Origin of the sequence: Gordonia sp. CPCC 205515 (genome assembly GCF_048537925.1) — a bacterium.
GTDB lineage: Bacteria > Actinomycetota > Actinomycetes > Mycobacteriales > Mycobacteriaceae > Gordonia.
Genome location: NZ_JBCLVJ010000005.1, coordinates 13,406 through 39,648 on the forward strand (window position 1 = coordinate 13,406; position 26,243 = coordinate 39,648).

Annotated in this window: 22 protein-coding genes and 1 pseudogene; 15 read left to right on the plus strand and 8 right to left on the minus strand. The window is 68.0% G+C overall.

Going from position 1 to position 26,243, the window contains the following annotated elements; translation table 11 throughout:
• The first annotated feature begins 15 nt into the window (after positions 1 to 15).
• Both AAFP30_RS07405 and AAFP30_RS07410 read left to right on the plus strand, forming a co-directional pair.
• A complete protein-coding gene (locus AAFP30_RS07405; RefSeq protein WP_419229464.1) occupies positions 16 to 762 on the plus strand; it encodes an NUDIX hydrolase in 747 nt (248 codons plus the stop codon).
• Positions 759 to 1,958 (plus strand): MarP family serine protease, encoded by a 1,200-nt coding sequence (locus AAFP30_RS07410; RefSeq protein ID WP_419229233.1) that lies wholly within the window; start codon positions 759 to 761, stop codon positions 1,956 to 1,958. Before AAFP30_RS07405 ends, AAFP30_RS07410 begins: the two co-directional genes overlap by 4 nt.
• Before the next feature lie 9 nt (positions 1,959 to 1,967).
• On the opposite strand, the gene AAFP30_RS07415 is transcribed toward AAFP30_RS07410, so the two are convergent.
• The 3 genes and pseudogenes from AAFP30_RS07415 to acs form a co-directional block, all read right to left on the minus strand.
• Complete coding sequence (locus tag AAFP30_RS07415; protein ID WP_419229234.1) at positions 1,968 to 2,903, minus strand: alpha/beta fold hydrolase; 936 nt, start codon at positions 2,901 to 2,903, stop codon at positions 1,968 to 1,970.
• Between the two features lie 213 nt (positions 2,904 to 3,116).
• Positions 3,117 to 3,632, minus strand: a pseudogene (locus AAFP30_RS07420) (phage holin family protein); the annotation flags it as partial.
• Between the two features lie 186 nt (positions 3,633 to 3,818).
• A complete protein-coding gene (gene acs / locus AAFP30_RS07425) occupies positions 3,819 to 5,771 on the minus strand; it encodes an acetate--CoA ligase (protein ID WP_419229235.1) in 1,953 nt (650 codons plus the stop codon).
• 207 nt (positions 5,772 to 5,978) lie between these two features.
• Between acs and AAFP30_RS07430 the strand changes: the two genes are divergently transcribed.
• A complete protein-coding gene (locus AAFP30_RS07430) occupies positions 5,979 to 6,737 on the plus strand; it encodes an oxidoreductase (protein WP_419229236.1) in 759 nt (252 codons plus the stop codon).
• A 618-nt stretch (positions 6,738 to 7,355) separates the two neighbouring features.
• Here the strand turns inward: AAFP30_RS07430 and AAFP30_RS07435 are convergent.
• Positions 7,356 to 8,153, minus strand: coding sequence for an HAD family hydrolase (locus AAFP30_RS07435; RefSeq protein WP_419229237.1), 798 nt, complete (start codon positions 8,151 to 8,153; stop codon positions 7,356 to 7,358).
• Positions 8,154 to 8,499: 346 nt separating this feature from the next.
• Between AAFP30_RS07435 and AAFP30_RS07440 the strand changes: the two genes are divergently transcribed.
• The 8 genes from AAFP30_RS07440 to AAFP30_RS07475 all read left to right on the plus strand — a co-directional run bounded on the left by AAFP30_RS07440 (position 8,500) and on the right by AAFP30_RS07475 (position 14,236).
• Positions 8,500 to 9,465 (plus strand): esterase/lipase family protein, encoded by a 966-nt coding sequence (locus AAFP30_RS07440; protein ID WP_419229238.1) that lies wholly within the window; start codon positions 8,500 to 8,502, stop codon positions 9,463 to 9,465.
• 91 nt (positions 9,466 to 9,556) lie between these two features.
• Positions 9,557 to 10,621, plus strand: coding sequence for a septum site-determining protein Ssd (gene ssd / locus AAFP30_RS07445; RefSeq protein WP_419229239.1), 1,065 nt, complete (start codon positions 9,557 to 9,559; stop codon positions 10,619 to 10,621).
• Positions 10,618 to 11,787, plus strand: a complete 1,170-nt coding sequence (locus AAFP30_RS07450) for a TadA family conjugal transfer-associated ATPase (protein WP_419229240.1) — start codon at positions 10,618 to 10,620, stop codon at positions 11,785 to 11,787. Before ssd ends, AAFP30_RS07450 begins: the two co-directional genes overlap by 4 nt.
• A 2-nt stretch (positions 11,788 to 11,789) precedes the next feature.
• Positions 11,790 to 12,578: a type II secretion system F family protein gene (locus AAFP30_RS07455; protein ID WP_419229241.1), complete on the plus strand. Its 789-nt coding sequence runs from the start codon at positions 11,790 to 11,792 to the stop codon at positions 12,576 to 12,578.
• Positions 12,575 to 13,171 (plus strand): type II secretion system F family protein, encoded by a 597-nt coding sequence (locus AAFP30_RS07460; protein WP_419229242.1) that lies wholly within the window; start codon positions 12,575 to 12,577, stop codon positions 13,169 to 13,171. The genes AAFP30_RS07455 and AAFP30_RS07460 overlap by 4 nt, the downstream gene beginning before the upstream one ends.
• A gap of 73 nt (positions 13,172 to 13,244) precedes the next feature.
• Positions 13,245 to 13,463, plus strand: a complete 219-nt coding sequence (locus AAFP30_RS07465; RefSeq protein ID WP_419229243.1) for a DUF4244 domain-containing protein — start codon at positions 13,245 to 13,247, stop codon at positions 13,461 to 13,463.
• A gap of 60 nt (positions 13,464 to 13,523) precedes the next feature.
• Positions 13,524 to 13,877, plus strand: coding sequence for a TadE family type IV pilus minor pilin (locus tag AAFP30_RS07470; protein WP_419229244.1), 354 nt, complete (start codon positions 13,524 to 13,526; stop codon positions 13,875 to 13,877).
• Positions 13,874 to 14,236, plus strand: coding sequence for an Rv3654c family TadE-like protein (locus AAFP30_RS07475; protein WP_419229245.1), 363 nt, complete (start codon positions 13,874 to 13,876; stop codon positions 14,234 to 14,236). The genes AAFP30_RS07470 and AAFP30_RS07475 overlap by 4 nt, the downstream gene beginning before the upstream one ends.
• A gap of 7 nt (positions 14,237 to 14,243) precedes the next feature.
• Here AAFP30_RS07475 and AAFP30_RS07480 read toward each other — a convergent pair whose 3' ends face one another.
• Positions 14,244 to 14,792, minus strand: coding sequence for a hypothetical protein (locus AAFP30_RS07480; protein ID WP_419229246.1), 549 nt, complete (start codon positions 14,790 to 14,792; stop codon positions 14,244 to 14,246).
• Positions 14,789 to 17,137 (minus strand): DEAD/DEAH box helicase, encoded by a 2,349-nt coding sequence (locus AAFP30_RS07485; RefSeq protein WP_419229247.1) that lies wholly within the window; start codon positions 17,135 to 17,137, stop codon positions 14,789 to 14,791. The genes AAFP30_RS07480 and AAFP30_RS07485 overlap by 4 nt, the downstream gene beginning before the upstream one ends.
• Before the next feature lie 328 nt (positions 17,138 to 17,465).
• Here AAFP30_RS07485 and AAFP30_RS07490 point away from each other — a divergent pair, with 328 nt between their 5' ends.
• From AAFP30_RS07490 to topA, 3 genes are all read left to right on the plus strand, one after another.
• Positions 17,466 to 17,669, plus strand: coding sequence for a cold-shock protein (locus AAFP30_RS07490; protein ID WP_004022110.1), 204 nt, complete (start codon positions 17,466 to 17,468; stop codon positions 17,667 to 17,669).
• Positions 17,670 to 17,805: 136 nt separating this feature from the next.
• The gene (locus tag AAFP30_RS07495) at positions 17,806 to 18,393 is read left to right on the plus strand and encodes a hypothetical protein (protein WP_419229248.1); all 588 of its coding nucleotides are present in this window, start codon (positions 17,806 to 17,808) and stop codon (positions 18,391 to 18,393) included.
• Between the two features lie 205 nt (positions 18,394 to 18,598).
• Positions 18,599 to 21,604, plus strand: coding sequence for a type I DNA topoisomerase (gene topA / locus AAFP30_RS07500; protein ID WP_419229249.1), 3,006 nt, complete (start codon positions 18,599 to 18,601; stop codon positions 21,602 to 21,604).
• Here topA and AAFP30_RS07505 read toward each other — a convergent pair.
• The gene (locus tag AAFP30_RS07505; RefSeq protein ID WP_419229465.1) at positions 21,601 to 23,085 is read right to left on the minus strand and encodes an adenylate/guanylate cyclase domain-containing protein; all 1,485 of its coding nucleotides are present in this window, start codon (positions 23,083 to 23,085) and stop codon (positions 21,601 to 21,603) included. The two genes, topA and AAFP30_RS07505, sit on opposite strands and share 4 nt — an antisense overlap.
• A 172-nt stretch (positions 23,086 to 23,257) precedes the next feature.
• Here AAFP30_RS07505 and AAFP30_RS07510 point away from each other — a divergent pair, with 172 nt between their 5' ends.
• The gene (locus tag AAFP30_RS07510; protein WP_419229250.1) at positions 23,258 to 24,532 is read left to right on the plus strand and encodes a DNA polymerase III subunit delta'; all 1,275 of its coding nucleotides are present in this window, start codon (positions 23,258 to 23,260) and stop codon (positions 24,530 to 24,532) included.
• A 6-nt stretch (positions 24,533 to 24,538) separates the two neighbouring features.
• Here AAFP30_RS07510 and AAFP30_RS07515 read toward each other — a convergent pair whose 3' ends face one another.
• A complete protein-coding gene (locus AAFP30_RS07515) occupies positions 24,539 to 26,176 on the minus strand; it encodes an acyl-CoA synthetase (protein ID WP_419229251.1) in 1,638 nt (545 codons plus the stop codon).
• Positions 26,177 to 26,243: the final 67 nt, after the last annotated feature.

Consider the following 26,243-nt stretch of genomic DNA (forward strand, 5'->3'; position numbering starts at 1 on the left):
CAGATCCCGCCGTGGATGCGCCGCCTCACCGACAATGTCGCCGCAGTGACCGACTCGGTGATGAATCGCGGCGGCGACCGCACCCGGTGGGCGTCGATGATCGGCCGTAACCGGCGCGACGCCGCGGTCCTCGTCCTCGTTTCCGGCAGCTGGGAGGCCGCCGACGATCATCCCGGCGGGCTACCGGCCGACGCGGAGATCCTGCTCACCGAGCGCGCCCCCACGCTGCGACAACACAGTGGGCAGGTGGCGTTTCCCGGCGGCAAGATGGACCCCGGTGACGACTACCCGGTGGGTACCGCGCTGCGCGAGGCGCACGAGGAGACGGGACTGATCGCCGACGGCGTGGACGTGCTGGCGAACCTGCCGTCGTTCCCGGTTCCGGTGTCGGGCTTCGACGTGACGCCGGTGCTGGCGCACTGGTCGCGACCGGGCCCGGTACGGGTCGTCGACGTCGGGGAGACCGCGCGGGTCGCGCGGGTCAACCTGCGGACACTGCTCGCCGCGGAGAGTCGTTTTCAGGTGCAGCGCAACGTGTTGGGTGCGCGGGCCTACCGCGGGCCGGCGTTCATGGTCGACGGACTGTTGGTGTGGGGTTTCACCGGTGGCCTGATCGCGGCGATCAGTGAGGTGTCCGGCTGGGACGTGCCGTGGGACCACCACGATGTGCGGCCGCTCGACGAGGCGATCGAGGCGTCGGGCAGTCGGCAGCAGACTGGGATGAGTGCGGTCCTGCCACCGGCCGGGGAGGACGCGCGGTGACCGGTTCCGGGTGGGTCGATCTGATCGTGCTCGGCATCGCTTTGCTGGCCGCGGCGAGCGGCTACCGGCAGGGCGCGGTGGCCTCGGCGCTGGCCTTCCTCGGTGTGGTGCTGGGGGCGGTCGCCGGACTTCTCCTTGCGCCACACGTGATCTCACGCTTCGATGACAATCGGGTGCGGATGCTGGTCGGGCTGATCATGTTGATCGGTCTGATCGTCATCGGCGAGGTGTCGGGCATGGTGCTGGGCCGCGCCGCGCGCGGTGGACTGCGCTCGCGCGGGGTGCGCCGCGTGGACAGCATCGTCGGCTCCGCGCTGCAGGTGTGTGCGGTGCTCGTCGCCGCCTGGCTGCTGGCCATTCCCCTGAGCAGTTCCGGGCAGACCGAGCTAGCCACGTCGGTGCGCGGTTCCAAGGTGCTGTCCGGGGTGGATACGGTTGCCCCCCAATGGCTGCGGGACCTGCCCAAGGATTTCAGTGCGCTGCTGGACAATTCCGGCCTGCCCGAGGTGATCGGTCCGTTCGGCCGGACGCCGATCACCACCGTCGGGCCGCCGGACAACGCGCTGACCCGGCTGCCGGTGGTCGCGCAGGTCGAGCCGAGCGTGGTCAAGATCGAGGGCACCGCGCCGAGTTGTCGACAAGCGTTGGAGGGCAGCGGTTTCGTCGTCTCGGCCGAGCGGGTGATGACCAACGCGCACGTCGTCGCCGGAACCCGGCGGCTGGTCGTCACCTCGCCCAACGGCCAGCAACTGCCCGCGCGCGTCGTGCTGTTCGACGCCAGCACCGACATCGCCGTGCTCGACGTTCCCGGACTGAACGCTCCTGCACTGAGATTTGCCGATCGGCCGGCGCGCACCGGGGACGACGCCCTGGTACTCGGTTACCCCGAGGCCGGCCCGTTCAACGTCAGTCCGGTGCGCGTCCGTGATGTCATCAACCTGTCGGGTCCCGACATCTACCGCACCGGCCAGATCCTGCGGGAGGTGTACACCGTGCGTGGCGTGATCCGGCAGGGCAATTCGGGTGGACCGATGATCAACGCCGACGGCGAGGTGCTCGGTGTCGTCTTCGGGGCCGCCGAGGACACCACCGACCAGACCGGATTCGTGTTGACCGCCAAGGAGGTTGGGCCGGACTTCGCCGCGTCGGAGGAACGCTCGGCGCGCGTGAGCACGCAGACCTGCGTGCATGCGTGAGGGCGGCGGTCAGTCGGTGAGCAGTTGGACGAGCCGTTCGTTGACCCGGTCGGGCCGTTCCTCGTGCGCGAAGTGGCCGGCCCCCTCGATCTGCCAGTAGGTCATGTGGTCGGCCCAGTGGTGGCCGGCGGCGACCAGATGATCGAGGATGAACGGGTCGTCGTGGCCACGCAGTGACAGGACCGGGATGTGCAGGCGCCGATTCATCAACTCCATGAAACGGATACCGTCGGGCCGGAATTGGGAGCGGAAGGCCCAGCGCTGATACTCCAGGCTGCAGTGTGCGACGTAGGGGATCTGGATGGCCGAGCGGTTGCGCTCGACGACATCGGTGAACTCGTCGGTGCGCTGCCAGGCGGCCGACGCGCGATCGGCGAAGTACTGTTCGACGAACGCGCCGTCGCGCCGGGTGAGGTGTCGTTCCCCCATCCGCGGCAGCTGATTACGCAGGAATCCGCCGAGGAAGGCCGACCGTTGTCCGCGGTCACGCAGCACCTCGCGGCGCAGCGCCCGTGGGTGCGGTGAGGCGATGACCGCGATCCGGTTCACCACCCGGGGATGCAGCGTCGCGGTGGCCCAGCAGACGAGACCGCCGTCGGCATGCCCGACGAGCGTCGCCTCGGTGTGCCCGAGCGCACGGATGAGGCCGTTGGTGTCGCCGGCGAGTGTCCAGCCGTCGTAACCGCGAGGCGGTTTGTCGGAGTCGCCATAGCCGCGCAGATCCACTGCGACGGCGCGGAAACCGGCGTCGGTCAGCGCCGCGATCTGGTGGCGCCACGCCCACCAGAACTCGCCGAAACCGTGCAGCAGCAGCACCAGCGGACGATCACCGAGCCACCCGCGGTCCGCCTCGACGGCGTGGAACCGCAACCCGTTGGCGCGGACGTCGAAATGCCGCCAATCACCCGGTATTCGGACGCTCGACGGGTCGGGCGGTGCCGCCAAGACTCATCCCCGATCGGGATCGTGTGCGGGCGGGAGCTCCGGATGGTCGTGATGGGGGATGACGTTGGGTGTGTCGGTGTACGTTTCGGAGTCGGTGGGGGTCTTGGCCCCCTGGGTGCTCTTGCGGAACAACTCCGGATCCGGGGTCGTGTCGTGGTCCGCGGCGTGCGCGCCCCCTGCGGAACCGGCTGCGCTGGACGCGCCGGCCGCGGAACCGGCGGTGGCCGGCGGAGCTGTCACGCCGGTCCGGGTGTAGGTCGGGATCGTCGACGGATGCTTGCCCGGCAACACGGTCTGGACTTCCTTGACGCTCTCGATCGTCTTCTTCGGACCGCGTACCCGGCGGAAGAACAGGTAGCCGACGACCGCCATCACGATCGTGATGAGCACCAGCAGCAAGAACACGATCAGGAAGGCGAGCCAGCGCGGCATCCAGTTGTCGAGGAGTTCGGCGAGGAAAAAGAAGAAGAAGAAGCTGGAGTACAGGGCCATGACGCCCGCCACCACCAGCAGACCGGTTCCGGCGCCCGCCTTCTTCGCCTCGCCGACGAGCTCGGTCTTCGCAAGCGCGACTTCCGCCCGGAACAGCGTGGACACACTCGCCGTGGCGTCCTTGACCAGGTTCCCGATGGTGGGTTCGCCGTGACGGCCGAGATTCGGGTCCGACAGCGGAATGGACGGGACCGATCCGGTGCCTCGTGTGGGCAGATCGGGCTCGTTTCGGCTCACAGTCATCCTCCGTGTCGCGGTGTCAGTGCCATGTTGCCATGCGGGGCACGTTCTGGCGGTGAGCGGGAGTCGAATCGGGTCGAGTGGGCGTCGTTTTCAGTCGACTGAAAACGACGGGGGGGGGGTGGCGCTTCTTTTACCGTCGCCTAAACCCGCCCCCCCCTCGACCTTCGTAGCGCTCCTCTGTCAGGCCTTCTTTTGCCGAATCGCCTCGAAGACCGACGGGTCGACCAGCGTCGAGGTGTCACCCAACTCGCGCCCTTCGGCGACGTCCTTGAGCAGGCGCCGCATGATCTTGCCGGAGCGGGTTTTCGGTAGCTCGGGCACGACGTTGATCTCGCGGGGTTTGGCGATCGGGGAGATCTCGATCGACACCTGTTCGCGGAGCTCCTTGATGAGCTGGTCGCCGGTGTCCTCGATACCCTCGCGCAGGATGACGAAGGCGACGATGCCCTGGCCGGTGGTCTCGTCGGCGGCACCGATGACGGCGGCCTCGGCGACACCGGAGTGTCCGACCAGTGCGGACTCGACCTCGGCGGTGGAGATCCGGTGCCCGGAGATGTTCATGACGTCGTCGACGCGGCCGAGCACCCAGAGGGCGTGGTCGTCGTCGTAGCGGGCGCCGTCGCCGGCGAAGTACCAGCCCTGCTCGGCGAACCGGGACCAGTAGGTCTCCTTGAAGCGTTCGTCGTCGCCCCAGATGCCCCGCAGCATTGACGGCCACGGTTCGTCGAGGACCAGGTAGCCCTGCTCGCCGGCGCCGACAGGCTTGCCGTTGTCGTCGACGATGTTGGCCGAGATGCCGGGCAGCGGCGCCATCGCCGAGCCGGGTTTGGTGTCGGTGACGCCGGGCAGCGGGGAGATCATGATGGCGCCGGTCTCGGTCTGCCACCAGGTGTCCACGATGGGTGCCTTGTCTCCGCCGATGACCTCCCGGAACCACTTCCAGGCCTCCGGGTTGATCGGCTCGCCGACCGAGCCGAGCAACCGCACCGAGGACAGGTCGTGGGCGTCGGGGATCTCGCGGCCCCACTTCATGAAGGTGCGGATCAGCGTCGGCGCGATGTAGTAGATGGTGACGCCGTACTTTTCGATGACCTCGAAGTGGCGGTGCTCGTTGGGGCTGTTGGGAGTGCCCTCGTAGACGACCTCGGTGGCGCCGTTGGAGAGCGGCCCGTAGACGAGATACGAGTGGCCGGTCACCCAGCCGATGTCGGCGCCGCACCAGAAGACGTCGCGGCCTTCCTTGTGGTCGAAGACGTAGTGGAAGGTGTACGACGCCTGGGTGAGGTAGCCGCCCGAGGAGTGCACGATGCCCTTGGGCTTGCCGGTGGTACCGGAGGTGTACAGCAGGAACAGCGGATGTTCGGCGTCGAAGGCCTCCGGCTCATGCTCGGCCGACTGCTCGTCGACGGTGTCCTCCCACCACACGTCGCGGCCCTCCACCCAGTTGAGGTCGGGGTCATGGTTGGTGCGGCGCACCACCAACACCTTCTCCACCGACTTGGCGGCGTCGTCGCCGGTGCCCAGTGCCTCATCGACGGCGGTCTTGAGGGGGGCGGGCTTGCCGCGGCGGTACTGGCCGTCGGTGGTGATGACGAGTTTGGCCTCGGCGTCGTCGACGCGGGAGCGCAGTGCGCCGGCCGAGAAGCCGGCGAAGACGACCGAGTGGGTGAGGCCGAGCCGGGCGCAGGCCAGCATCGAGATCAGTGCCTCGGGGACCATCGGCATGTAGATGGCGACGCGGTCGCCGGCGGTCAGACCGATCGCGGAGAAGTAGTTCGCGGCCTTGGACACCTCGTCCTTGAGCTGGGCGTAGGTGAGGTCGCGGGAATCGCCGGGCTCACCGACCCAGTGGATCGCGACCCGGTCGCCCTTACCGGCCTCGACGTGGCGGTCGACGCAGTTGTAGGCGACGTTGAGTTTGCCCCCGACGAACCACTTGGCGAACGGGGCGTCCGACCAGTCGAGCACCTGATCGAAGTCGGTGGCCCAGTCCAGGCGCCGAGCCTGTTCGGCCCAGAACTCGAGACGGTCGGCATTTGCGCGGTCGTAGAGTTCGGCTCCGGCGTTCGCCTGCTCGGCGAACTCCTTCGACGGCGGGTAACCCTGGGCTGCGGACGTGCTGGCGGGAGACATCGGTGATGTGGGCCTTTCGCGTGCGATGGACAACTGGCAGTGACGTGCTGAGATGCCGGGTTCTCATTGTGAGAGTAGTCACGTTGGAACCCCGTTGCAGGCGCCGGTCCGACCACTCACCTGCGTTACGCGACGAGTGGTCGCCGGGCTGCGACGAACGGCCGGGCGCGCTCGGGTGCGGTGTCCCGATGTCTATCGTGGTCAGACGTGACCTCCTCCGATCCGCTCGCGCCACTGCTCGATCTGCCCGGTGTCGCCGCGGCGGCCGACTCCGCGCGCGACGCGCTCGCCGCCGTACATCGGCACCCGACGAATCTGCGCGGCTGGGACAAGACGTCGACCGAGGCGTCCTGGCGCGCAGGTCGGTCGTCGGCAGCCATCGACGGAGGCAGCGTCGAGCTGCGACGCGACGGCGACTTCGACGATCCGATCCTGGCCGGAGCGATGCGTGTCGCGCAGGCACTCGACGGGGAGGCGCTCGAACAGTTGACCGCCGTCTTCCGACGCGCTCCCGCCCAGGCGTTCGCGCGGCTGCACATGCTCGCCGCCGCCGACCTGGTGACCGACCCCGACGAACTCGGCCGGCCGAGCGCCGCGCCCGGGGTGGCCGAGCGGCTCGACCTGCTGGGGCAGCTGGTCACCGGGGCCACCCGGGCGCCGGCGCCGGTGCTGGCTGCGGTGGTGCACGGTGAGCTGCTGGGTCTGACGGCGTTCCCGACTGCCAATGGGATCGTTGCGCGGGCGGCCTCGCGACTGGTGTGCACGTCGAGCGGACTGGACCCGCACAACCTCGGCGTGCCCGAGGTGACGTGGTTGCGTCGGGTGGACGATTACCGTGCACTGTCATCGCGGTTCGCCGCAGGCGACGCCGAAGGTATCGGCGAATGGATTGTGCTCTGCTGTTCGGCTCTGGAATCGGGTGCGGCAGAGGCGAAGTCGATCGCCGACGCGGCCCGCGCGGGTTGACGCGCCGTCCGGGGTCACGCCGGACAACGCACTGCGGGCGGCCACCTCGACCGACATTATCGGTCAGGGTTGCCGCCCGCGTAGCACGGACTCAAGTTACCAAGCGTGCTTGGTGGGTTGTGGGCTCGCCTCGGCGATTGACCGCGCGATGACCCGGCCTTCCCAGTATCGAATTCCGGTGTGGATGACGGTGTCGGGCAATCGAATCGAGCGTGGATTCGGATCAATTCGTTCCGTCTGGCGCACCATCCGGTGCGTCGCTGACCAGATCGATTTGTCCGGCTCGACGGGAACTCCTCAGGTTCCCTCCCGGAATTCCGAGAACTCCGTCGCCGACCCGCATTTCCGGGTTTACTGGTAGGTTTCCGTGCCAACTGCGATGTCGCAGGCGCACAACGCTTTTGCCTCTGTGCGGCGTGCTCCGCGTGGGTGCTTGCCGCCCGTGCTGGGAAGTGCTCGGCGTGGGGGTCCGCTCCTTCTCTTCTGGTTCGGACTTGGCCTTCCGAGATTCCGTACCCCTTTTGTACACCGTGACCGCGGTCACATCAAGGGTCTTTCGGGCCAATGTTTGGTGGTGGGTTTAGGGGTGGCGGCAGGTGGGCGTCACCTGATATGAGGTCAGCGAAAGTGGTTCCGCCGTACCGAAATCGACCGAATCGCGACGGCGCTGGCGGTGGCCACCGCGGCGCCGACGGCGAACGCGGTGGCCATTCGGGTCGACGGGGTGGGGAGTCGTCGACTCAGCGGTACGGGCTGATTGAAGCCCAGCACCGGCCAGCCGGCATCGGCGGCGTGTTTGCGCAGTGCGCGATCAGGATTCACCGCCACCGGGTGTCCCACGGTCGTCAGCATCGGTAGGTCGGTGATCGAGTCGGAGTACGCGTGTGATTCGTTCAGGTCGTAGCCGTGGCGCTCGGCGAGGGCGAGCATCGCCGCCGCTTTGTTCTCGCCGTAGCAATAGAATTCGAGCTCTCCGGTGTAGTGACCGTCGACCACCTGCATGTCGCTCGCCTCGACGTGATCGACGCCGAGCAGCGCCCCGATCGGCTCGACCATCTCGCGTCCCGACGCCGAGATGAGGATGACGTCGTGGCCGCGTTCGCGATGCGAGGCGATGAGCTCGGCCGCCTCGGCGAACACCAGTGGATTCACGATGTCGTGCAACGTTTCCTCGACGATGGCGCGGACCTGCTCGACGTCCCAACCGCGGCACATCGTCGTCACGTGGCGCCGGAGGCTGTCCACCTGGTCGTGGTCGGCCGCGGTGACCAGGAACAGGAATTGCGCATAGCTCGACTTGAGCACCGTCCGCCGGTTGATCAGTCCCTCGTCGAAGAACGGGCGGGAGAAGGCCAACGCGCTGGATTTGGCGATGACGGTTTTGTCGAGGTCGAAGAACGCGGCGACACGTGTCACAGGGGTCAGCCTACGGCGCGACTGCGTGGCCCGGACAGCCGACGCTGCAACACCGTTGCAACGACGTATCCGCAGGCAGCGATATGAAAATGTGATCTGCGGAGCGCGATGGTTTCAGTTGCAATGGTCTCCGCGCCGTGTGTATAGTCGGCCGTAACCGGTTAATACCGGTGCCTTTCAGCCCGACCCCCCGGGGCTGAAACGCGATGACCCCGGCCTCCTCCCCCCCTGGCCGGGGTCGTCCTCTTTCTGGGGGTCTTTTTATTGGGCGGCAGCGCGATTCCCAGGACAACTGACCAAGCACTTGCTAGGTTCTGGACAGTTGACCAAGGGGAGGGCGTCAGACATGTTCGGGCATAGAGCGTTTCGGATACGAGCCGGATTACTGCCGAGTGTGGTGGTCGCGACGGTTGTTGCGATGCTGTCGGTGGCGGGTCCGACACAGGCCGCGCCGCGGTCACCGTTGCCGGAGACGTCTGGATTCTTCTCAGGGATTCCGGCGGAACTGGCACATCCCGGCGGCTCGCTGCCCGGATCCAATGACTTCTCGTGTCGCCCCACCGCGGCCCACCCGCGGCCGGTGATCCTGGTCCACGGCACGGGTGGTTCGCAGCAGACCAACTGGGGAGCCTACGCCGCGACGCTGGCCAACCGCGGCTACTGCGTGTTCGCACCGACGTACGGCGCGCTACCCGGTGCACCCTGGCCGGTATCGGCGATCGGCGGAATGGGTCGCATCGAGGACAGCGCGGCGCAGCTGTCGCGGTTCGTCGATCGCGTACTCGCCGCCACGGGCGCGCGGCAGGTCGACATCGTCGGGCATTCGCAGGGCACCTACATGCCGACCTATTACCTGAAGTATCTCGGCGGGGCGTCGAAGGTCGCCAACTACGTCTCGCTGGCACCACTGTGGCGCGGGACCCTCGAGGGGTCGCCGATCCTGGCACTGACCCAGGGGGTGCTCGGCAACGCGCCGCTGCCGATCTGCGCGGCGTGCAGCCAGATGCTGCCCGGGAGCGCGATGAACCGGGCCATCTGGCGCGGCGGCAGCCCGTACGTGAAGGGCATCACCTACACCAATATCTCGACCCGCTACGACGAATTGGTGCTGCCGTACACCAGCGGGCAGGTCCCCGGTCGGGCCGGCGAACGGGTCCGCAACATCGTGGTGCAGGACGGATGCCCGTCGGACTACAGCGAGCATGCGGCGGTCGCGGGCTCGCGCCGCGCGGTCGACATGGTGCTCAACGCACTCGATCCGGCGCATCCGGTGCGGGTGCCGTGCGAGTTCGTGCCACCGTTCTCCGGCTGAGTTACTCACACGCGCGACCGGTATCCACAGATTCGGTCCCTGCGGCGTAGACGCGGCCGGTTGTGCTCGCGCGTGGGTCAGCATCGACGGCATGACCGAAGAACTGCTCGTACTGGTCCGGCCGGAACTGCGCGACCCGATCGCCCGGTGTGCGGCGGCCGCCGGGTACCGGATGGTGGTGTCCGACGTGGCCGGTTCCCGGCGCGCGTGGCTGCGGACCGCCGCCGTCATCGTCGATCCGGCGGCGGTGGCGGACCTGGCCGTCGTGCGGCCGCCCCGCCGCGATCGGGTGGTGCTGGTCAGCTCGGGTGATCCCGGACCGGACACGTGGCGGTCGGCACTGAACCTCGGCGCCGACAACGTCTTCGAACTGCCCGCCGATGAGTCCGCGCTGGTCGGCGCCCTCAGCGCGATGCGCGCACCGCGTCGCGGGCCAGGCAATGCGATCGCTCTCATCGGCGGTCACGGCGGCGCCGGTGCGACCACGCTGGCGGCAGCCGTCGCGCTCTGCGCGGTCGACGACGGGCGGCGAGTGCTGTTGCTCGACGTCGACGACCTGGGAGCCGGGATCGACCTGACGCTGGGGGTCGAGGCGCAACCGGGCCTGCGCTGGCAGGACCTCGCCGTGCACGGCGGCGGTACCGTCCGCGGTCAGAGTCTGCACGATGCCCTCCCCAAGGCCGCTGACCGGCTGTCGATCCTCGCACCGCGGCGGGAGGCCACGGCGATGATCGCCGTCGACGCGGTCATCGCCACGCTCGACGCCGGCCGGGCCGACGGCGACATGATCGTCGTCGACCTGCCGCGGGCTGACAGTCCGGTCGTGCGTGCGGTGGTCGACTCGGTCGACCTCGTCACCGTCGTGACGTCGGCGACGGTGGCGGGTGTGGCGTCGTCCCGCGTGGTCGTCGGCCGTCTCTGCGGCAGCGATGTCGCCGCCGAGGTGGTGGTCCGTGGTCCCGCACCCGGTGGCCTGCGGGGTGTCGAGGTGGCCGCCGCGATCGGCTTGCCGTTACTCGCGACATACCGGTCGGACCCGGGACTGCCCGGTCGCCTCGAAGCCGGGCGGCTGCGGATCGCGCCGCGTCGACAACTCGGTCGAGCGGCCCGTACGGTGTGCCGGCGCGTCGGCGCTGCGCAGCGGGCGGTGGCATGACCACGATGCAGCCCACCCTGCTCGACCGGGTGCGTGACCGACTCGCGTCCGACGCGGCCGAACCCACCGCCGAGGTGATCGCCGCCGCCATCCGGGCCGAATCCGGCGGCGTGCTGGGCGACATCGATCTGCTTGCGGCCCTGCGCTTCCTGCAGACCGAGCTGATCGGTGCCGGTCGGCTCGAGCATCTGCTGGCCGAACCGGATGTGGCCGACATCCTGGTGGTCGGTGCCGAGCATGTGTGGGTGGATCGCGGCCATGGCCTGGTGCGCACCTCGATCACCTTTGACGACGAGGACTCGGTCCGCCGGTTGGCGACCCGGTTAGCACTTGGTGCGGGCAAACGACTCGACGACGCCCAGCCCTGGGTCGACGGGCAGCTGACCAACGTCGGGCGACGGGGCTACACCGTACGACTGCATGCCGTGATACCGCCGGTCGCCGCCGACGGCACGTGTATCTCTCTCCGCGTGTTACGCACGGCCACGAGGGATTTCGACGATCTGGTGCGACTCGGTGCGATCCCCGACGACGCGGTCGGGATGCTGCGGTCGATGCTTGCGGCCCGACTGGCGTTCCTGGTCGTCGGGAATACCGGGTCCGGGAAGACGACGCTGCTGGCCGCGTTGATCGGGGCGATGGATCCGGGTGAACGCATCCTGTGTGTCGAGGACGCGGCCGAACTGGACCCGCCGCATCCGCATGTGGTGCGGCTGGTGGCACGTACCGCCAATGTGGAAGGGGCGGGCGAGGTTCCGGTACGAGCGCTGGTGCGTCAAGCGCTGCGGATGCGGCCCGACCGCATCGTCGTCGGTGAGGTACGCGGTGCCGAGGTCATCGACCTGCTGACCGCGCTGAACACGGGACACGACGGGTCGGCGGGCACGTTGCATGCCAATTCGACGGCCGAGGTGCCGGCCCGGATGGAGGCGTTGGCTGCCCTCGGTGGAATGGACCGAGCGGCGCTGCATTCCCAACTCTCGGCCGCATGCCATGTCGTACTGGGTGTTTCGCGATCTCCTGACGGTACTCGCGGGCTCACCGAGATCGGTGTGGTGACCCGCGACCCCGATGCGCTGGTCCGGATTCGGCCGGTGTGGACCCGGTTCGGTGGGGTCACCGCAGCGCTCGCCGATTTCGAGAGTTTGTGTGAAACGAGGGTGTGACAATGACTTTCGTGTTGACAGCCTGTGCGATCGCGGTGCTGTGGTGGCCGGCCACCCGGGTGCAGTACCGGCTCTGGGCGGTCGGGCGATCCGCACCGAAGCGCCCGGCGGGCGTGCGGTGGCCCGCCATTCTGATGATTCCGATTGTTGCACTGCTGGTTTCCGGAGTTCCGGCAGCGATCTCGGCGGGTATCGGCATCGCACTGCTGCTGCGACGCCGCAATCGCCGGCTCGCCGAACGGCGGCACGGATATGAGACCGACGCACTGCTCACCGGACTGTCGGTGATGATCGCCGAGCTCTCCGTCGGCGCACCACCCGTGCGAGCGTGTGCGGCGGCCGCAACCGAGATCAACCAGGCTGGCGGCGAAACACCTGCGGTGGCGGTCTATTTCGCCGCCATGGCCGCGCGAGCCGAATTGGGCGGTCGGATCCGGGTCGACGACGACGGTTCGCCCGAACAGAGTCGAGTCGCGGCCGCCTGGCAGATCGCGGAGCGTCACGGGCTGCCGCTGGTCGATCTGCTCGAGTCGGTGCGCACCGATCTGTTGGCCCGTCGGCAATTCGCCGATCGGACGCGAGCCGCCCTCGCCGGACCCCGCGCGACCGCCACCGTGCTCGCCGGTCTGCCGGTGCTCGGTGTGCTGTTGGGTCACCTGATGGGTGCACACCCGATCGGCGTGCTCCTCGGGACCGGCTGGGGTGGTGTGTTGTTGGTCGTCGGAACATCCTTGGCCGCAGTCGGATTGGTATGGTCGGAGTCGATCACGGATCGGGCCGTCGTGGCGTGACCCCAGGTGTCGCCGTCGTGCTGCTGGCCGGTGCGCTGTGGGTGTGGCCGTCGTCGCGGTGGGCCCTCTACCGGGTTACTGCGGCGCCGCCGTCACGGCGCGGTGAGCCACGCTGGCTGCGCCCGCGCCACCGCGACGATCAGTTCGCCGTCGCCGCAACCATCGAACTGTTCGCCGTGTGTCTGCGCGCCGGACTGCCGACGGCCACCGCGTTGACCGTCGTCGCCCGCTTCGCGCCACCCGACCTGGCGATCCGACTGGCCCGAACCGCCGATCTCCTCGAACTCGGCGCCGACCCGGAGCAGGCGTGGAGCGCAACGTCCAAGTCCGGCAGAAGTGATTCGCCCACAACACATTACGAGCAGATCGCCACCCTGGCCCGCCGGTCGGCGCGGGCCGGCTCCGGATTCGCCGACGGACTGGCCGAACTCGCCGAACAGACCCGGCGACACGCCCACGATGCCGCCACAGCCGCCGCCGAACGTGCGGGAGTGGCAATCAGCGGGCCCCTCGGTCTCTGCTTCCTGCCCGCCTTCGTCTGTCTGGGGATCGTGCCGGTCGTCATCGGTCTCGCGGGCGGCATCCTCGGGTGAGGGGAGCCGATCGGTCTCGTGGTGCGTCTAATCAGTAGATGGCGCACTCGGCGCCTCGAGGAGGTCGAACATCATGCACCACAACCGGTTCCGTCGCGCGGTGACAACGATTCAGGATGAGTTCTGGCGGGTGGCCACCGACGACGCCGGGATGTCCACGGCCGAATATGCGATCGGCACGATTGCGGCCGCCGCATTCGGGGCGATCCTCTACACCGTCGTCTCCGGCGACAACGTGATCAGCGCGCTCACCGGAATCATCACCAAGGCGCTCAACACGTCGGTGGGCTGACAAGTGCTCGCACGCCGTGAATGGTTGCGGTGCAGACGAATCTGGGCCGACGACCACGGCATGGTCACGGTGGAGGCCGCGTACGCGATCGCGGCGATGGTGGCGGTCATCGTGCTCGGGGTGGGCGCGGTCGTCGGGGTCAGCGTGCAAATCCGCTGCACCGACGCCGCCCGGGAAGCCGCGCGGCTCGCCGCCGCCGGTGACCCGGCTGCCCGCGACACCGCCATCCGAATCGCCGGCAGCTCGGCGCGCGTGGCGGTCTCCGACGACGGCTTGCGGGTGCAGGTGGAGGTGCGGGCAACGATGCCGCTGCTGCCCGCGGTGGCGGTGTCCGCGCGGGCGGTGGCGATGAAGGAACCGGCCGCCGACGGGGAACCCGAGTCGATGGCATCGTCCGACCCGGCGCCGCCATGACGGCGGCCTGGTCCGACGACCGCGGCTTCGCGACCATCGTCGGTGCGTTCGCGATTGCCGCCGTCGTGGCCGCCACCATCGCGGTCGGCTACTTCGGAGCCGCGGTCGTCGCGCGCCACCGCGCGCAGTCGGCGGCCGATCTCGCGGCGCTGGCAGCAGCCCAGGACCACGTCCGTGGCGAGCCGAACCCGTGCGCGACTGCGCAGCAGATCGTCACCGAACAAAGAACCGGCGCGCAGCTGGTTCGCTGCGCGCCGGATGGTGCTGATGTGGTGGTGCGGACCGCCGTGCCCGTCCCCCTCGGGCCGTTCGGTCTGCGTCGGGCCGAGGCGTCAGCGCGCGCCGGCCCGATCGACTGAGAATCGGTCAGAGATCGTCCTCGCCGACGACGATCGGCTGCGGGTAGACCCGGCGCGACTCCAGCGGGGTGAACCACACCTGGTCGAAGCTCACGGTGGTGTTCGTGCGGTAGGCCAGCGCGAACGAATTCGAGGCCGGCGCGATCGGCATGTGCTGTTTGACAGCTCGCACGAAAGGCGTCCAGTGAATTAGCTCACCTTCGGTCAGAAACCCGCCTGCGACAGCCTGCGGCTGCGAAAAATCGGACGGCTTGGTGGCCAGATAAACCTCGCCGAGACCGGGCTCGACGCGCGGTCCGACCATCGCGCTCTGCAGGTACCACTGGGCAGACGACACGACGGAGCTGTGCTCCCCGTGCCGTGCGTGCGACCACGCGTAGTGCAGATCCAGCGCATCCATGGCCTGGTCAACGTCGAAAAACACGTCCCGTTCACCGATCGTCGCCGGAAGTTCATCCGGATTCTCGGTGGGTCGTGCGAACAGGAAATAAGCGGGCCGTGCGGTCGTGATCGCCTGCGACAGCCCCTCAAATATGCCGGTGCGATCTTCATTCATGTATTCAAGTATCCCCGAGCGAGCCGGTTGAGCACCTTGAGCGCGCCGTCCTTGTCCAATGGATCGTTACCGTTGCCACATTTCGGGGACTGCACACACGACGGGCACCCACTCTCGCATCGGCAGCTCGCGACGGCGTCACGGGTCGCCTCGATCCACGTCCCGAACGCGGCGAAACCGCGGTCGGCGAAGCCCGCGCCACCGAGGTGGCCGTCGTAGACGAACACCGTCGGGAGCCCGGTGTCGGGGTGCAGGTTGGTCGACAGACCGCCGATGTCCCAGCGGTCGCAGGAGGCCACCAGCGGCATCATCCCGATGGCGGCGTGCTCGGCGGCGTGCAACGCGCCGGGCAGACGGCCGGCGGTCACGCCGACGGCGTCGAGCGCCTCCGGGGTCAGCGTGTACATCACCGCCCGAGTGCTCAGCGTCTGCGGCGGCATGTCGAGTTCGACAGAGTCGAGGACCTCTCCGGTGAGCAGGGTCCGCAGATAGCCGACCACCTGATGGGTCACGTCGACGTCGACGAGCGCCACGGTCAGCTCGCCGTACGTCCGGGAATCGATGATCCGGGTGATGTCGATGTCGGTGGTCTCGCGCGCCGATGTCGTCCAATCCGGCTCCTCCGGATGGGCCAACGCCAGACCGTCATCCAGATCGAGCTCGTCGACGACGTAGGACTCACCCTGATGGATGTGCAGCGCCCCGGGATGCACGGTCGACATCGCCCGGCCGGTGTCGACCGTGCCGAGCAGTTGGGAGGTCGTCGTATCGACGATCAGGACCTGGCCGCCGATGCCGCCGCGGATGTCGATGTCGGCATGCGGCTCCAAACCCGCGGCCACATACCAGCCGGCCTTGCGGCGCTTGAGCATTCCGTCGGCGACCAGCGCGGCCACCGCGTCGTGCGCCTCCCAGGCCTCGATCTCGCTTTCGCGCAGCGGCAATTCGGCTGCCGCGCACAACAGATGGGGCCGCAGGATGTACGGGTTTCCCGGGTCGGTGACGGTCACCTCCACCGGCCGCGACAGCAGCGCGTCGGGATGGTGGACCAGATAGGTGTCGAGCGGATCGTCGCGCGCGACGAGGACCACCAGCGAATCACCGGATGTCCGTTGACGTCCCGCGCGCCCGGCCTGCTGCCAGAAGGACGCCACGGTGCCCGGGTAGCCGCCGATGATGACCGCGTCCAAACCGCTGATGTCGACGCCGAGCTCCAGTGCATTGGTCGTTGCCACGCCGACGAGTTCGCCCTCGGAGATGGCGTGTTCGAGTCGCCGCCGATCGTCGGCGAGATAACCGGCACGGTAGGCGGCCACCTTGTCGACCAGCTCTGGCGCGGTCTGCGCCAGCAGGTGGCGGGCCTGTCGCGCGGTGACCTCCACGCCCCGTCGGCTGCGCTGGAAGCACAGCGTCCGGGCGCCCTCGACGACGAAATCGGCCAGCAGTCGCGCGGATTCGGCGCCTGCCGACCGGCGGACCGGTGCACCGTTCTCGCCCGTCACCGCCGGCAGGAAATCCGGCTCCCACAGCGCGACCGTACGCTCGCCACGGGGCGAACCGTCCTCGGTCACCCCGACGGCCGGCTCGCCGATCAAGCGGGCCAACGCTTCTGCCGGTTGCGCCATCGTGGCGCTGGCGCCGATGACCACGGGATCGGCGCCGGCCGATCGGGCGATCCGCAACAACCGACGCAGCACCAGCGCCGTATGCGACCCGAACACCCCGCGGTAGTGGTGGAATTCGTCGACGACGATGTAGCGCAGATGCCGAAAGAACTGCCGCCAGCGGGCATGTCCGGAGAGAATCCCGATGTGCACCATGTCCGGGTTGGTGAAGATCCACCGTGAATGCGCACGGGCCCACTGCCGGATCTCGGGATCGGTGTCGCCGTCGTAGGCGCAAGGTTGCAGATGGGTGAACAATGGCCGACCCGCCGGGGTCGCCCCGGCGGCGGCTAGTAAGGAAGTCACCGAACGGATCTGGTCGGCCCCGAGCGCCTTGGTCGGTGAAAGATACAACGCCGTCGAATTGGGATCGTTCATCATCGAGGTCAGAATGGGTAACTGATACGCCAATGATTTCCCGGAGGCGGTTCCTGTGCACAACGCAACGTGATTTCCGCGAAAAGCGTGATCGGCTGCCGTCGATTGATGAATCCAGGGTTTCTCGATTCCGAATTCGCGATATAGGGTCGTCAATTCTTCTGGGGCCCACATCGGCCAGTCGGCGAAAGATGCTGGCCGAGAATTGATTACCGATAGGTGGGTGAGAGACTGGGCGGCCTCGTCGGTGCCCGCCAGGCTGCGGTGCAGGAGCTCGGCTCCAAATGATGTGTGTTTCTGCATTGTTGCTAACTCAAAGATCGACGGGGGTCGCCGATGTGGCCACGATGTTACTGCGCACCCCCGACACGCCGCGATTGACCAGGTTTTTTCCCAGATTGGTTGGGGCGACTATCGCGCACGGCCCAGACATGATTGACTAGTGGCGGTCGCAGCTTTCGTGAGGCTCCGGAGCGATCCGGTAGGTCGGGCGGGAACGTGTTGTGACCGTGGTACTGAAGCTGGTTTGCGGGTTCTCCGCGGGGTCCAATAGAGGTATGGCGGTCGGAACCGACCACGGCACGAGACCATCGTGTCGCGTTCTGTTGGAATGTCGAAAAGGAATGCAGTAATGGCACAGGGAACTGTGAAGTGGTTCAACGCGGAAAAGGGCTTCGGCTTCATCGCGCCTGACGAGGGGTCCGATGACGTGTTCGTCCACTACTCCGAGATCCAGGGTTCGGGCTTCCGCACCCTCGAGGAGAACCAGCGCGTCGAGTTCGAGGTGGGACAGGGCACCAAGGGCCCGCAGGCCACCGGCGTCCGCGCCGTCTAGGAGTAAATCACTCCCACAAGCTGCACAGCGAGCTTGAGCAATGCCGCTCCCGGTCACTTCTTGGTGGCCGGGAGCGGTGTCGTTTGTGCGGACGTGTCCGCCCGCCGTCGATGCCCGCAGGCAGTAATGTCGGGGTGTGGGCCAGTTGTCGTTCTTCTCGGCGCAGATCGACCGGCCTGCGTATGACGATCTCGCGGGTGTGCTGGCCGCACAAGGGCAAGCCGTCCGCTCCGATATCGGTACGCGGGTCTCAATTGTCGTGGCAGATGCTTGGCGCGCACAGGCTCTGGTGGATGAGTTCGCCGATACCGGCGCCACTGCCGAGGTCGCGACGACCGATGAGGGCACGCCGATCGCGCGTACGACGCACACCCACGAACTCGACGAACTACACCGCCGCTGGTCGGCCGGTGCGGTCAAGGCGATGCCTGCCGGCTGGGTACCCACCCCCCGGGCGTTGCGGTTGTGGACCATCGCGGCCGGCAACCGGGAGGGCGACCGCTACCTGCTCGGTCTGGATGCGCACGCGCCGGACACCCACGCCATGCTCGCCACGGCCCTGATGCGGGTGGGTATCGCCCCGACGTTGGTCGGCACACGTAGTGCATCCCCGGCCCTGCGCATCGCGGGCAAACGGCGACTGACCCATCTCATCGAGTACGTTGGCGAACCACCCTCCTACGCCGACGCGGCGGGGCACTGGCCGATCGTGGCGGGCTTCTGAGCGTCGTTGATACGCTACCGAGACCTTCGTGCATATCGCGCTGACCTGCGCATATCCCAGGTCGTGTCGGCGTCACGGACGATTGACCCATATTCTTCATGGGAATACTGATGTGCAAACAGCTCTATATATAAGGTACAAACCTCAACGAGTAGCTCCCCACGGAGTTGCTCGCTGTGCAGCGAAAGCAACGTAAGGACGCCCGGTGGCCGATACCAGCACCGCAACTCCCGGTACCGGGAGCCCGATTCGACGACTCGTGATCGTCGAGTCCCCGACGAAGGCCCGCAAGATCGCGGGCTACCTCGGGTCGAATTACGTGGTGGAATCCTCCCGCGGCCACATCCGCGATCTCCCGCGCGGCGCGGCCGACGTTCCTGCCAAGTACAAGGGCGAGTCGTGGGCCCGTCTCGGCGTCAACGTCGACGACAACTTCGAGCCGCTCTACGTCGTCTCCGCGGACAAGAAGTCCACCGTCTCCGAACTGAAGACACTGATGCGGGACGTCGACGAGCTCTACCTCGCCACAGACGGTGACCGCGAGGGCGAGGCCATCGCGTGGCATCTGCTCGAGACGCTGAAGCCGAAGATCCCGGTCAAGCGGATGGTGTTCCACGAGATCACCGAACCGGCCATCCGTGCTGCCGCGGAGAATCCGCGTGACCTCGACATCGACCTCGTCGACGCCCAAGAGACCCGGCGCATCCTCGACCGGCTGTACGGCTACGAGGTGTCGCCGGTGCTGTGGAAGAAGGTCATGCCGAAGCTGTCGGCGGGCCGTGTCCAGTCGGTGGCGACTCGGATCATCGTCGAGCGGGAACGTGAGCGGATGGCGTTCGTCTCCGCCGACTACTGGGACATCGCGGCAACCATGGACGCCGGGGAGGCAACGACCCCGTCGACCTTCGGTGCGCGCCTGGTGTCCATCGACGACGCCCGTGTGGCCACCGGTCGTGACTTCGACGCCCGCGGCGGGCTGAAGAAGTCCGACGGCGTCGTGGTGCTCGACGGCGCGCGCGCGACGAGTCTGGCCGGCGCGCTGCAGGACGCGGCGATGACCGTGACGTCGGTGGAGGAGAAGCCCTACACCCGACGCCCGTATGCGCCGTTCATGACCTCGACGCTGCAGCAGGAGGCCGGCCGCAAGCTACGGTTCTCGTCGGATCGCACCATGCGCATCGCGCAGCGACTGTACGAGAACGGTTTCATCACCTACATGCGTACCGACTCGACGACGCTGTCGGAGTCGGCGATCAACGCGGCACGCGCGCAGGCCCGCGAGCTCTACGGCGACGCCTTCGTGCATCCGACGCCGCGGCAGTACAACCGCAAGGTCAAGAACGCGCAGGAGGCGCACGAGGCGATCCGCCCGGCCGGCGAGACGTTCCGCACGCCCGGCCAGGTGGCCGGTCAGCTCGAGGCCGACGAGTTCCGCCTCTACGAACTGATCTGGCAGCGGACCGTGGCCTCGCAGATGGCCGACGCCAAGGGCACCACGATGAGCCTGCGGATCAGCGGTACCGCGACGACCGGGGAGCGCGCCACCTTCGCCGCGTCCGGTCGCACCATCACCTTCCCCGGCTTCCTCTCGGCCTATGTCGAGACCGTCGACGATCAGGCCGGAGGACAGGCCGACGACGCGGAGAACCGCCTGCCGCAGCTCACCGAGGGGCAGGCGCTGACCGCCACCGGTGTGACCGCCGACGGGCACTCCACCAATCCGCCCGCGCGCTACACCGAGGCGTCGCTGGTCAAGGTGCTCGAGGAGCTCGGCATCGGTCGCCCGTCGACCTACGCGTCGATCATCGGCACCATCCAGGACCGCGGTTACGTGGTCAAGAAGGGCAACGCCCTGGTCCCGTCGTGGATCGCGTTCGCCGTCGTCGGGCTCCTGGAGGCCTATTTCCAGAGCCTCGTCGACTACGACTTCACCGCCTCCCTGGAGGACGACCTCGACCAGATCGCCAGCGGCCAGGAGAACCGCACCCGCTGGCTCACCGAGTTCTACTTCGGCGACGCGGCAAACAATACGGAGCACGACACTGTCGATCCTTCTTCGGGGATCGCGGGCTCCGAGATCGCGAAGCATGGCGGCCTGAAGAAGCTGGTCGGCGTCAATCTCGAGGAGATCGACGCCCGCGAGGTGAACTCCATCCGGCTGTTCGACGACGAGGAGGGACGGCCGGTCGTCGTCCGGGTCGGACGGTATGGGCCGTATCTGGAACGGAATGTTGCGGCCTCGCCGGACGCCGAACCGGACCTGCAGCGCGCGAATCTGCCCGCCGACATCACCCCGGACGAGCTGACACTGGCCGTTGCCGAGAAGCTGTTCGCGACACCGCAGGAGGGTCGTTCGCTCGGCAACGACCCGGTGACCGGCCACGAGATCGTCGCCAAGGAAGGACGCTTCGGGCCGTATGTGACCGAGATCCTGCCGTCCGACGACGACGGCGACGACGGATCGGCCCCGGCGACGGTGCCGGCCGGCCCCACACCCCGCGACGGCGGCGAGGGTGGTGTGGTGCCGCTCGACGACGCACCCGCCGGCGGCGGTACCGCGACGAAGACCGCCACCAAGGCACCGGCCAAGAAGGCCGCGAAAAAGGCGGCCAAGAAGGCCGGGCCCAAGCCGCGCACCGGCTCGCTGTTCAAGACCATGGACATCTCCACGGTCACCCTCGAGGACGCGCTCAAGTTGTTGTCGTTGCCGCGGGTGGTCGGCGTCGACCCGGCGTCCAACGAGGAGATCACCGCGCAGAACGGCCGCTATGGTCCGTACCTGAAGAAGGGCACCGACTCGCGGTCGCTGACCAGCGAGGAGCAGCTCTTCGAGATCACCCTCGACGAGGCGCTCAAGATCTACTCCGAGCCCAAGCGTCGCGGTCGGCAGGCGGCCGCACCACCGCTGCGTGACCTGGAGAAAGAGGATTCCGTCAGCGGTAAGCCGATGGTCATCAAGGACGGCCGCTTCGGGCCGTACGTGACCGACGGGGAGACCAACGCGAGCCTGCGCAAGGGCGACGAGGTCGCCTCGATCACCCCGGAACGGGCGATGGAACTGCTCGCCGACCGCCGCGCCCGCGGCCCGGCGAAGAAGGCGGCCAAGAAGAAGGCCCCGGCCAAGAAGGCGGCCGCGAAGAAGACTGCGGCGAAGAAGGCTCCGGCCAAAAAAGCCGCGGCGAAGAAGGCGGCGAAGAAAACCGCCGACTAGGGCACCGCGGTGACCGGAATCGGACCGCTGCTCATCGGATCGACGTGCGGTCGGGCGAGCAGCGTCTCGATCCCGCGGCCGCGCAGTTCGACACCTTCGCCGATGTCCCAGTTCTGCGCTTCCTCCTGCGATGCCAGGAACACCGCGCGCGCCGAGCCGAGGACCCGGGTTGGTTCGTCCTTGGCCAGTTCGGTGAGGCGGGCGGCCTCGTTGACCGGATCCCCGATGACCGTGTATTCGAGGCGCTCCTCGGCCCCGATGTGTCCGGCGATCGCCTTGCCCGCCGACACCCCGATGCCGACGTCGGTGTCGCCGAGGGTGCGGTAGAGCTCGATGCGCAGCTCGCGTGCCGAGGCCAGCGCGCGGCCGGCGAAGTCCTCGAGATCCAGCGGCGCACCGAAGATCGCCAGCGCCGCATCACCCTGGAACTTGTTGACGAAACCACCGTGCCGTCCCACGACGGCGACCACGACCCGGAAGAACTCGTTGAGCAGCTCGACGACCTCGCGCGGGGGACGGTTCACCGCGAGCCGCGTCGACCCGACGATGTCGACGAAGAGCACGCCGACGTAGCGTTCCTCGCCGCCGAGCTCGGTGCCCGTCTCGATCGCCCGGCGGGCGACGTCCTCGCCGACATACCGGCCGAACAGGTTGCGCAGTGTTTGTCGTTCGCGCAGGTCGGCGACCATGTCGTTGAAGCCGGCCTGCAGCAGGCCGAGGTCACTTCCGTCGTAGATCTTCACGGCGACGTTGAGGTCGCCGGCGGAGACCTTGCTCTGGGCGCGGCGCAGTTGCTTGATCGGGTCGTTGATCGCCGCGACCACCCGGATGATCGCGATGAGGCTGAACGCGAGCGCCGACGCCGACATCCACAGGATCGGTCGTTGCAGACCTGCGGCATCGGTATCGATCCAGCCATAGCGCTGCATGGTGATGAGGCCGATGATCACCGCGAGCGGGGCCACCACACTGATCACCCAGAACACCGCGATGCGGGTGGTCACGCCCGGCGCCGACGCCGCGTCGGGGTCGTTGGCCATCGCCGCGACGGTGATCGGGCGTAGCACCTTCTCCGCCTGCATGTAGGAGAGCACGCAGGTCACGAGCGCGCCGATCGCCGACGCCATGCCCACGATGAATGCGTCCTTGTGCGACACCGCGAAGTTCACCAGGGTGAACAGCACCCCGCCGATCAGCCACAACGCGAGGTTGACCGCCGACAGCAGGTACGGCAGCCGCAGCGCTCGTCGGCGTGCGACCTCGTTGTCGAGGCGGGTGCGCCGCCGATGCCAGACGAGGACGGGTAACGACAGCTGAATCGACGCGATCGCACCGACGAGCATCGCGACGATGAGGTAGACCGCGAAGATCGCCTGATTGAGTGCGGTGATCTCGTCGAATCGGATCGAGTCCTCGAGTGGCATACCGAAGCGCAGGAATGCGAAGGTGAACAACGCGCCGATGACGTTGGCGCGGAGCATGTCGAGGGCAAGGATCGGCCACGGTGTGTGTACCAGCCATCGGCCCAGATGCAGGGCCTTTGACCACCGGGACCGACGATTAACCACGCGTTCTACGGTAGCTGCCTGCTTGCAATTGTTAAACACGCGCTGGTCGTCGGGATGTGTCTGATCAGCGCATTAGTGTGGCGGTGTGACCAAAGTCTTCGACCGACTGACCGGACAGGCCGATGTGGCCGAGGAACTGCGTCAGGCAGCGTGGGCGTCGCGGGGGGTTGCGGCCCGACTCGACGAGGCCGACATGGGTGCCGTCTCGATGTTCGGTGACGCGCCGGAGGTGGCACCGAGTGGTCCGTCCCGCGCCGCGATGACCCACGCCTGGCTCTTCACCGGCCCGCCCGGGAGTGGCCGCTCGGTGGCCGCCACCTGTTTCGCGGCGGCGCTGCAGTGCCACTCCGACGACGAGGTCGGCTGCGGCGAGTGCCGCGCCTGCGTGACCGCGATGGCGCAGACCCACGCCGACGTCCGGCACATCGTGCCGCAGGGACTGAGTCTGTCGGTGGATTCGATGCGCGAGATCGTGCAGGCTGCCTCCCGTCGTCCCGGTACCGGACGCTGGCAGATCGTCATCGTCGAGGACGCCGATCGGCTCACCGAACAGGCGGCGAACGCGTTGCTGAAGGTCGTCGAGGAACCACCGTCGCGGACGGTGTTCCTGCTGTGCGCGCCGTCGGTCGATCCCGAGGACATCTCGGTGACGCTGCGATCCCGGTGCCGGCACGTCGCGCTGACGACGCCGTCGGTCGCCGACATCGAGCGGGTCCTGGTTGACCGCGACGGCCTCACACCCGACGACGCCAAGTGGGCAGCCTCGGTGTGCGGCGGACATATCGGTCGGGCCAAGCGACTGGCCACCGACCCGGATGCGCGGGCCCAGCGGGAGCAGGCACTCGGCTTGGCGCGCGCCGCGACGCGCGACTCCACTGCGTACGCGGCCGCCGAAGAGCTGGTTCGTTCGGCCGAAGCCGCGGCCAAGGCGATCAGTGCGGAACTCGACGAAGCCGAGACCGAGGAGATGAAGACCGCGCTCGGCGCGGGTGGCACCGGCAAGGGCACCGCTCGTCCGCCGCGCGGCACCGCGGGAGTACTCAAAGAGCTGGAGCGCAAGCAGAAGTCGCGGGCCACCCGGGTGTCGCGCGATGTCCTCGACCGCGCACTCGTCGACCTGGCCGCACTGTTCCGGGACGCCCTCGTCGTGTCGGTGGGGGCTCAGGTGACCGCGATGCACCCCGACAAGACCGACAGCATCGTCACCCCGATGGCCGGTTTCGCCACCCCCGAACAACTGCTGCGTTGTGTCGAGGCCGTGCTCGCCTGTCGCACGGCGCTCGACCAGAACGTCAAACCCAAGTTCGCGGTCGACGCGATGGTCGCCACGATCGGGTTGGTGATGCGCAGCGGCGCGTGATCGACCTCAGGTGAGCGGCCCGGTCGGGAGTTGCCGCCGCACGAGCTTGCCCGTGGGGTTGCGGGGGAGTTCCTCGACGAAGACGACGTCGCGGGGCACCTTGTAGCGCGCCAGATGAGCCTTGACGTGCGCCCGGAGGTCGTCGGCCTGCGGATCGGTGCCCGGCGCCGCGACGATGAACGCGCGCAGACGCTTGCCGTACTCCTCGTCGTCGACGCCGATCACCGCCACGTCGGCGACCTCGGGGTGTTCGGCGAGCAGGTTCTCCACCTCGAGCGGGTACAGGTTCTCGCCACCGGAGACGATCATGTCGTCGTCGCGCCCGTCGATGAACAGCAGCCCGGAGCTGTCGAAGCGGGCCATGTCGCCGGTCGACATGTAGCCGTCGATGATCTGCTTGTTCCGGCCGTCGGTGTAGCCCTCGAAGGGTGCGCCGTTGCGGACGAACAGTCGTCCGCGCACGTCGGTGCCGCTGATCCGCTGGTCCTTGTCGTCGAACAGGGCCAGGCGGCTGCTGACCGGTGCGCGACCCACGGTGCCGGGCGCCTGCCGCAGTTCGTGGGGCTGCGCGATCGCCGCGACGGCGACCTCGGTGGAGCCGTACATGTTGTAGAGCACGTCACCGAACGCGTCCTGCACGGCTTCCGACAGCGTCGGCGACAGCGCCGAACCCGCGACGACGATGATCTTCAGCGCGGACAGGTCGTAGCGGCCGATGACCTCGGGTCCGAGCGCGACCATCCGGTGCAGCATCGTGGGCACCGCCACCAGCGTCTCCGCGCGGTACTCGGCGAGCGCGGCCAGGGTCTTCTCCGCGTCGAAGCGGCGCATCACGACCGTACGGTTGCCGAGCGCGGTACCGACGCCCCAGATCGCGAAGCCCGTGGAGTGGAAGATCGGCGAGACGATGACCATCGACCCGTTCCGCGGGATCGGGATGCGGTCGAGGATGAGGGCGCTGGTGAACGGGGAGAACTTGGCGCGCTGGGCGCCCTTGGGCAATCCGGTGGTGCCGCTGGTGAGGATGACCAGGCCGGCGAACTGCTTCGGCGTGGCCGGGGCGGTGGTGTCGCCGGTCTTGACTACGTCCTCCAGGGTCCGCACGCCGTCTGGGATCGGGCGGTTGCCGTCGGTCCAGGTGAGGAATCGCGGCATGTCGTCGGGCAGACCGCCGAGGAGATCGGTGAACTCCTCGTCGTAGAGCATGACGCGGACCTTCTCGCGCTCGGCGACCTCAGCGAACTGGGTCTTGCCGAAACCGGTGTTCATCATGACCAGCCGCAGTCCGGCGCGGCCGGCTGCGGCGAGCACGGTCACCAGGCCGCGATGATCGCGGGCCAGCACGCCGATGACGCTGCCGGGCTGCAATCCCAGGCCGAGCAGTTCGTTGGCCAGCGCATTCGACGCCCGATCGAGATCGCCGAAGGTGAGGGTGCCGTGTTCGTCGGTCAACGCGGGCGCGTCGGGCTGTTCCTCCGCGCCGTGCAGGATGATCGCGGCCGGTGCCCCCAGCGTCTTGGCGAGCTTCGACGCCTTGGCCACCTGCTGCGGTTTGGTGAAGTCGAGCGCCCCGGCGCGATGGAGGACGCGGATGGCGCCGACGGTGTCGGTCAGTCCGTCGATGCGGTCGCGGATTGAGGGCATTGCGCAGGCCTCCGATGGTCGTCGTGCGAGGGTGTGTCAGACGCCACTGTATAGGGCAACTGACACG

Excerpts from the sequence above, each read along its gene's own strand:
- AAFP30_RS07515 (WP_419229251.1), bottom strand. The coding sequence starts at position 26,176 with ATGCCCTCAATCCGCGACCGCATCGACGGACTGACCGACACCGTCGGC.
- AAFP30_RS07470 (WP_419229244.1), top strand. The coding sequence starts at position 13,524 with ATGGTCACGGTGGAGGCCGCGTACGCGATCGCGGCGATGGTGGCGGTC.
- AAFP30_RS07465 (WP_419229243.1), top strand. The coding sequence starts at position 13,245 with ATGCACCACAACCGGTTCCGTCGCGCGGTGACAACGATTCAGGATGAG.
- AAFP30_RS07450 (WP_419229240.1), top strand. The coding sequence starts at position 10,618 with ATGACCACGATGCAGCCCACCCTGCTCGACCGGGTGCGTGACCGACTC.
- acs (WP_419229235.1), bottom strand. The coding sequence starts at position 5,771 with ATGTCTCCCGCCAGCACGTCCGCAGCCCAGGGTTACCCGCCGTCGAAG.
- AAFP30_RS07455 (WP_419229241.1), top strand. The coding sequence starts at position 11,790 with ATGACTTTCGTGTTGACAGCCTGTGCGATCGCGGTGCTGTGGTGGCCG.
- AAFP30_RS07505 (WP_419229465.1), bottom strand. The coding sequence starts at position 23,085 with ATGCTCCGCGCCAACGTCATCGGCGCGTTGTTCACCTTCGCATTCCTG.
- AAFP30_RS07490 (WP_004022110.1), top strand. The coding sequence starts at position 17,466 with ATGGCACAGGGAACTGTGAAGTGGTTCAACGCGGAAAAGGGCTTCGGC.
- AAFP30_RS07480 (WP_419229246.1), bottom strand. The coding sequence starts at position 14,792 with ATGAATGAAGATCGCACCGGCATATTTGAGGGGCTGTCGCAGGCGATC.
- AAFP30_RS07485 (WP_419229247.1), bottom strand. The coding sequence starts at position 17,137 with ATGCAGAAACACACATCATTTGGAGCCGAGCTCCTGCACCGCAGCCTG.
- AAFP30_RS07405 (WP_419229464.1), top strand. The coding sequence starts at position 16 with ATGCGCCGCCTCACCGACAATGTCGCCGCAGTGACCGACTCGGTGATG.
- AAFP30_RS07440 (WP_419229238.1), top strand. The coding sequence starts at position 8,500 with ATGTTCGGGCATAGAGCGTTTCGGATACGAGCCGGATTACTGCCGAGT.
- ssd (WP_419229239.1), top strand. The coding sequence starts at position 9,557 with ATGACCGAAGAACTGCTCGTACTGGTCCGGCCGGAACTGCGCGACCCG.
- AAFP30_RS07475 (WP_419229245.1), top strand. The coding sequence starts at position 13,874 with ATGACGGCGGCCTGGTCCGACGACCGCGGCTTCGCGACCATCGTCGGT.